The organism is Lentzea indica, from assembly GCF_012184385.1.
GTDB lineage: Bacteria > Actinomycetota > Actinomycetes > Mycobacteriales > Pseudonocardiaceae > Lentzea > Lentzea indica.
The window spans coordinates 1-6,588 of record NZ_VSRL01000375.1; the positions used below are offsets into that span (position 1 = coordinate 1).

A 6,588-nucleotide genomic window follows, 5' to 3' on the forward strand; every position below is an offset into this window, starting at 1 on the left:
CCCCGCTGCCGCCCGCCGCGAGCTTGACGCCGTCGGAGTCCACGCGCGACGCCACCCCGACCGCGTCGATCACCAGGGCTGCGGCCTCGAAGTCCTGTCCCACCAGCACGTGCGCGCCCCACGCCGGCGGCGAGCCGGTGCGGAACACCCCGAGCCCGCAGTCGGCCGCGCCCAGCGCCTTGCGGTCACCGGACAGCACCAGCACCACGCCGTTCTCCTGCGCCGACCGCACCGACTCGACGAGGTCCGATCCGCCGGATACGACATCGTCGACGAACGAGAACCTGCTGTTGCCGTTGTCGGTGGCCAGCGCGACCCGTGCGCCCGCCCGGCGCGCGGCCGCGGCGATGGCCTGCACACCGTGCGCGTGCTGAGCCGACACGCCGACCACGGCGCGCAGCTTCTGACCTTTCCGGAGCCCGAGCACCTCGTCGGCGCCACGCTTGCGCAGCTGGTCAGCAGCTCGTTTGCCTGCGCCGTTGAGAGGACCAAGCCGCCACCCGTCTGCCTCACGCTCCTCGTCAGGGGCCTTGGGATCGAACAGGACGAAGGCGACCTCGGCGATCTCTCGCGGATCGGAGCCGGCGAGCGGGACGACGTCGGTCAGTTCGGTCTGCCCGGTGCGCAACGCACGTTCGTCGAGCACGACGGTGTCGATCTGCCCTAGTCGTCGCAACACGCCACGATCCATCACGATCACGCCGCGCTTGGCGAGAATCCGCCCCAGATAGGTCGCGAACCCTTCCCGCGCCGCGGCGGGCGCTTTCGGCGTGCTCGCGAGCCCCAACGCGAACCCGCGCCGTGCTCCGAAGAACGGCACAGCCGCTGCCGCGGCCACCGCACCGGCCCCCATGGCCCGTTCCGCGTACCGGTCGACCGGATCCTGAGGCAGCGCAACGGGACGCGCCTGCAGCACAGGTTCGCCCGCCGCGTGCTCAGGCCCCGCGATCAACGCGGGTTCGGCCTTGTTCCACGCCTCCCGGTGCGCCCGAGCCTCCCGCCACTGCGCGATCCGCTCGGCGCCGTCGAGCAGGATGCCCTCACCTCCGGCCGCGAGCCCCTGGCCGAGGGCGGACACCAGCGGCAGCACGGAGTCCGCCCGGTCCTGGCCGCCGCTCACCTTGCCTGCCAGCACCCGCAGCTTCGGGTGGTGCTGGAACAACGACCCGATCGCCGCCATCTCGGTGGGCAACGGCACCCAGCTGGTCAGCCTGGTCATCATCGACAGCCCGAGCCCGAAGGCGTCCGCGGCCAGCGCCGACACGGCCTGTCGCGTCCGGGGTCCCTCACACGGGTGATGCAGCTCCTCGCACGGTTCCTCTTCGGTGTGCGCCGCGGCGTGGTGCTCGGCACGCTCCACGATCCGGATCAGGTCGGCCCTGCGTGGCCTCGGCGAGTCCACGGCGACGACCACGCGCTGGGCGGGCGCGTTCACCCGCGCCCACAGCACGCCGTCGAGGTTCTCCAGCTGTTGCTCGACCGACTTGATCAGGCGCAGGGCGTGCGGGGTGTCCAGGCCGTGCACCTCGATGTGCAGCCTGCCCGGTCGCGCCCAGACCTGCCGCCGCCGCAGCCCGATGGCGTCCTTCAGCAACCCCGCGAGATCCACCGCTTTGGGATGACCAGCGTGCCGAAACGCCAAACACCCGCGCCGGTCCGGCGATCATTAGGCTTCAGTCATGTCCGCCCCGAGACCCGACGACGCGCACACGCTCGACGAGCTCATCGCTGCGTTGCGCGCGCTGAAGGTGTGGGCGGGCAACCCGTCGCTGCGGCAGATGGAGAAGCTGTCCGGGTTGGCCCGCAGCACGCTGGCGGACGCGCTCAGTCCGAAGAGGAAGACCGCACCGGCGCTGGAGGTGTTCCAGGGGCTGCTGAAGGCGTTCCAGGTGGCCGACGCGGAGCCCTGGATCGCCGCGTGGCGCCGGGTTCAGGCCGAACCGGCGCGTGTTTCAGGCTCGGCGGTGGTGCCGCGCCAGCTGCCGGCGGTCGTGCCGGGGTTCAGCGGCAGGGCCAAGGCGTTCAAGGAGCTCACCGCGCTGCTGGAGGGCGGCAGCAGGCTCGCGGTGGTGTGCGGGATTCCTGGAGTGGGAAAGACCGCGCTGGCCGTGCAGTGGGCGCACCAGGTGGCGAACCGGTTCCCCGACGGCCAGGTGTACCTGGACCTGCGCGGTTACTCGTCCGGGCCGCCGGTCACCCCTGACCAGGCGCTGGCGCTGGCGATCCGCGCGTTCGGCGTGCCCGGCGAGGACATCCCGCTGCAGCAGGACGCGATGGTCGGCCTGTACCGGTCGATCACGTCCGACAAGCGGGTGCTGGTCATGGTGGACAACGCGCCGAGCGCAGCACACGTGCGACCGCTGGTGCCAGGCGGGCCGGGCTGCATGACGGTCGTGACGAGCCGTGACCGCCTGGCCGGACTCGTCGCCCGCGACGGAGCGCACCGGCTGGAACTCGGCGTGCTCACACCGGAGGAGGCTCCGGCGGTGGTGATCAGCGTGCTGGGCGCGGAACGGGTGCTGCGCGAGGAACACGCCGTCGAAGAACTGGTGCGGCTGTGCGGTTGTCTGCCGCTCGCACTGAGGATCACCGCAGCCAACCTCGCCGACCGTCCACATCAGACGATCGCAGAGCTGATGGCCGAGCTGACCGCCGGTGACCGCCTCACCGCGCTGGAGGTGGAGGGGGACGAGGACGCGGCGGTGCGCACGGCGTTCGACCACTCCTACGCGGCGCTCGACCCGTTGGCACAGAAGTTGTTCCGCCGCATGGGTGTCGCACCGGGACCGGAGTTGCCGGCACGTGCAGCCGCCGCGTTGCTCGACGGTCCGGGGGCCGAGGCCGCACTCCGCACGCTGGTCGCCGCGCACCTCGTCGAGGTCAAGTCGGCCGGCCGGTACGGACTGCACGACTTGCTCCGCCTCTACGCACGAGAGCGTTGTGCCGCAGAGGAAAGCGGTGCGGAGGCGCTCGGCAGGCTCTACGAGCAGTACCTGGACATGGCGGTCGCGGCGGCACGCGCGGTGCGACCGGACTTCTCGGTGCTCGCGACGATCACCCCGAAGCACGCGTTCGCCGGTGCCACGGAGGCGTTGCAGTGGTTCGACACCGAGCGCGCGACGCTGGTGACCACGATCGAACAGGCAGGGGCGCCGATGGCGTGGCTGCTCACCGACGCCCTGCGCGGCTGCTACTGGTTGCGCCGCCACACCGCGGAGTGGCTGGCCGTGGCGAAAGTGGGCCTCGCGGCCGCCGAGCAACGCGAAGACGCGAGCGCGTGTGCGGCGATGCACCTCTCGTTGGGCACCGCGCACTGGGGCACGGGCGACTACCGCGCCGCGGCCGGGCACTTCGAGCACGCCGTCGAGTTCAGCCGTGCTGCGGGGGACCGGTTCCGCGAGTTCAGCACGCTCGGCAACCTGGGCGGCGTCTACGCGGAGCTGGGCTCGCTGGAGGACGCGGTCGGCTGCTTCCGGCGCGAGCTCGCCTATTACACCGAGACCGGTGACACGGCCCGGCGTGCTCGCGCGCTCGGCAACCTGGGTCAGACCGAGATGCGGCTCGGACGGCTGATCGAAGCCGCCGATGACCTGCGGGCGGCCGTCGAGCTGCGTGAGGAGATCGGCGAGGCCCGCCTGGCCGCGAACTCGCTGGGCGCGCTCGGCGTCGTGCACCGCTACCTCGGCGACCTTGACCAGGCGGCCGGATTCCTGGAACGGGCCCGGCAGCTCAACCACGACCACGAGGACCGGGTCAGCGAGGCCGCGGCTTTGGACGATCTCGCCCGCGTGCACCGCGACGCCGGTCGGCGGGACGACGCGCTGCACTGTGCGGAGGAGGCGTTGTCGCTCGCGAAAGGCTCGGGCCGGGTCGAGATCGACGCGCTCATCACGGTCGCCGCGATCCGCGGCCGCAGGGACGACCTGCGCCGCGCGTGGCGGATGGCCGTGGCCATCGGGTACGGCCACGGTGTGGCGGACGCGTTGGTCGAGCTGGCCTGGTTGGATCTCGCCGCCGGCGACGTCGAGGCCGCGCTGAGGGACGCGTCTCAGGGGTGCGAACGGGCGGCGGAGACCGGCCAGAGCATCATGGCCGGCCTCGCGCTCGTGGCTCTGACCAGGGCACACGAGGCCAATGGCGACTTGGTCGCTGCGGAGGAGACCGGTCGCCGAGCCACCGAGGTGCTGGAGGGCGCCGGCTACCGGGGTGTCCGGGATCGTCCGAACAGCTTGTGAGCCGGTGCCGCTCTTGGTACATCCGTGGGCAAAGGGGGGCTCATGAAGAAACTGTCCGTGTCGATGGCTGCTGCCTTGGCTCTTGGCGTGTTCGTGGCGCCGGCCGCGCAGGCCACCTGTGATCCCGTGTACGACCCAGGATCGGGTTGTCCCGGCAAGTTCGTCCTCAGACCTGACACGCCGCCCGGCAGCGAGGCGTACGTGGAAGGCCAGTTCGCCGCCGAGCTCTCGGTGGCGCTCCGCAAGCCGTCGTACGTCAAGGACACCGCCAACGACGGTCTCGACGCCCACCTGTGGGTGCTCTACGGCCAGTGGAACGGGCCGCAGTACAAGGAACCGATCGCGGTCGCCTCAGGGCTCGGCGCGAAGACGGACATCGAGTGGACTTCTCCGGACGGGGTGCCCGTCACCTGGTTCCAGGTGCGGGTCTGTCTCGGTCCTGGCGAGGTCACCTGCAGTCGATGGGTGGGCTGACCGTGAAGAAGCTGTCCGCGGCCATCGCCGCCGCGCTGGCTCTGGGGCTGTGCGTGACGCCGGCCGCACACGCCCGCAAATGCACCGGTGACCCCGTCTACGACCCCGGTTCCAACGACGCCTGCAACTTCGCTTTGGCCCCCGCGATGCCCGGTGCCGAGGCGAAGGTGTGGGGCAGGTGGTTCGACCGGCAGCCGTTCATCGACCGGGAGTACTCCTACGTCAAGGACACTGCGGACGACGGCCTGGACGCCTTCGTGTGGGTGCGCTTCGTCAACGGCTCGGACACGCAGGACAAGTTGCTCGCCCGCGCGTCGGGACCCGGCGCGACGGCGGAGATCAGCCTGATCTTCGCTCCGTTGGTCGACGCGTTCTACACGAGGGTGTGCGTCGGGGAGAGCACGACGAACTGCTCCGCCTGGAGCCGCTGACCGGATGTGTCCGGGGTCGTCCGAACGTCTTTCCTGGTCAGGGTGCCAGGAGAAACGCTTCGGACGTGATCGAGCTGATGACGCGCTGCCGGCCCGGCCTGGGGGTCTGGACCGGCAGCGCCGACGAAGTCCCGCCGTCCAACGTGATCCTGCCCCGCAGCAGCTAGTGCTCTGGCCGATGAGTTCTGGTCGCAAGTCCGGTCCACCCTCTCGAACAGGACTGAGAGGGTGGACCGCGTGGATCTGCACAGCGTGATGTGCGTGAGCGACCTGGCCAGGTCGCTGGAGTGGTACGAGGTGTTCTTCGGCCGCCAGGCGGACGAGGTCATCGGCGAGGAGCACCTCTGGCAGGTGGGGGAGAACGCCTACCTCGTCCTCGACGACCGTGACGTGCGGGCGAAGCGCGTGGGCGGCTCGATGATCACGTTCGGGGTGGCGGGCACCGAGTTCGACGAGGCGCTGGCCCGGCTCGCCGCGCACGGCGTCGTCCACGAGGCCGTCGAGACCTACTCCAACGGCGTGCGGCACGTCGAGGTGCTGGATCCGGACGGCAACAGCCTGTCTCTGGCCGCGTTGCCTTAGTTCACCGCGATGTGGACCGACGTTCACCTGGCGCGGCAACTCGGCACGGTATGGAGATCCTGGTTGTCGTCGTGGTGGTGACCGCGTTGGTGTTCGACTTCACCAACGGCTTCCACGACACCGCGAACGCGATGGCCACCTCGATCGCGACCGGGGCGCTGCCGCCGCGGGTCGCGGTCGCGGTGTCCGCGGTGCTGAACCTGGTCGGCGCGTTCCTGTCCATCGAGGTCGCGCTGACGATCTCGAACGGGCTCGTCGACGAGACGCGGATCGGGCCGGCGGTGGTGTTCGGCGGTCTGGTCGGGGCGGTCGTGTGGAACCTCGCGACGTGGCTGCTGGGGCTGCCGTCCAGCTCGTCGCACGCGCTGTTCGGCGGCCTGATCGGCGCGACCTGGGTCGCCGCGGGAGCGGACGCCGTGCGGTTCACCGCCGTGGTCGAGAAGGTGCTCGTGCCCGCGATCGCGTCACCGCTGATCGCCGGGTTGGTCGCGGCTGTCGGCACGTTCGTCGCCTACCGCCTCACCCGAGGCACGCGCACGGCCACCCGCGGGTTCCGGTACGGGCAGATCGCCTCGGCCTCGCTGGTGTCGCTGGCGCACGGCACGAACGACGCGCAGAAGACCATGGGCATCATCACGCTCGCGCTGATCACCGCGGGAGCGCTGCCCGCGGGTGCCGAACCGCCGCTGTGGGTGATCGTGTCCGCGGGAGTGGCGATCGCGCTCGGCACGTGGCTGGGCGGCTGGCGGATCATCCAGACCCTGGGCAGGCGCATCACCGACGTCGAACCACCGCAGGGCTTCGCGGCCGAGACCGGCAGCGCCACCGTGATCCTCACGTCCTCCCAGCTGGGCTTCGCGCTGTCG

At 71.0% G+C, this 6,588-nt stretch carries 6 protein-coding genes; 5 read left to right on the forward strand and 1 reads right to left on the reverse strand.

Features of this window, described 5'->3' with window-relative positions:
- A partial coding sequence (locus tag FXN61_RS46180; RefSeq protein WP_167980147.1) for an HAD family hydrolase occupies nucleotides 1-1,609 on the reverse strand: 1,609 nt, incomplete at its 3' end.
- Between the two features lie 70 nt (nucleotides 1,610-1,679).
- Here FXN61_RS46180 and FXN61_RS46185 point away from each other — a divergent pair.
- The 5 genes from FXN61_RS46185 to FXN61_RS46205 all read left to right on the forward strand — a co-directional run.
- Complete coding sequence (locus tag FXN61_RS46185; protein ID WP_167980148.1) at nucleotides 1,680-4,235, forward strand: ATP-binding protein; 2,556 nt, start codon at nucleotides 1,680-1,682, stop codon at nucleotides 4,233-4,235.
- Nucleotides 4,236-4,277: 42 nt separating this feature from the next.
- Complete coding sequence (locus tag FXN61_RS46190) at nucleotides 4,278-4,709, forward strand: hypothetical protein (RefSeq protein ID WP_167980149.1); 432 nt, start codon at nucleotides 4,278-4,280, stop codon at nucleotides 4,707-4,709.
- Nucleotides 4,697-5,140 (forward strand): hypothetical protein, encoded by a 444-nt coding sequence (locus tag FXN61_RS46195; RefSeq protein WP_167980150.1) that lies wholly within the window; start codon nucleotides 4,697-4,699, stop codon nucleotides 5,138-5,140. Before FXN61_RS46190 ends, FXN61_RS46195 begins: the two co-directional genes overlap by 13 nt.
- A gap of 237 nt (nucleotides 5,141-5,377) precedes the next feature.
- Nucleotides 5,378-5,722 carry a VOC family protein gene (locus FXN61_RS46200; RefSeq protein WP_167980151.1) on the forward strand — a complete coding sequence of 115 codons (345 nt, stop codon included), beginning with the start codon at nucleotides 5,378-5,380 and terminating at the stop codon, nucleotides 5,720-5,722.
- 50 nt (nucleotides 5,723-5,772) lie between these two features.
- A partial coding sequence (locus tag FXN61_RS46205; protein ID WP_167980152.1) for an inorganic phosphate transporter occupies nucleotides 5,773-6,588 on the forward strand: 816 nt, incomplete at its 3' end.

Coding starts and splice junctions, on each gene's coding strand:
- FXN61_RS46185 (WP_167980148.1), top strand. CDS start 1,680: ATGTCCGCCCCGAGACCCGACGACGCGCACACGCTCGACGAGCTCATC.
- FXN61_RS46190 (WP_167980149.1), top strand. CDS start 4,278: ATGAAGAAACTGTCCGTGTCGATGGCTGCTGCCTTGGCTCTTGGCGTG.
- FXN61_RS46195 (WP_167980150.1), top strand. CDS start 4,697: ATGGGTGGGCTGACCGTGAAGAAGCTGTCCGCGGCCATCGCCGCCGCG.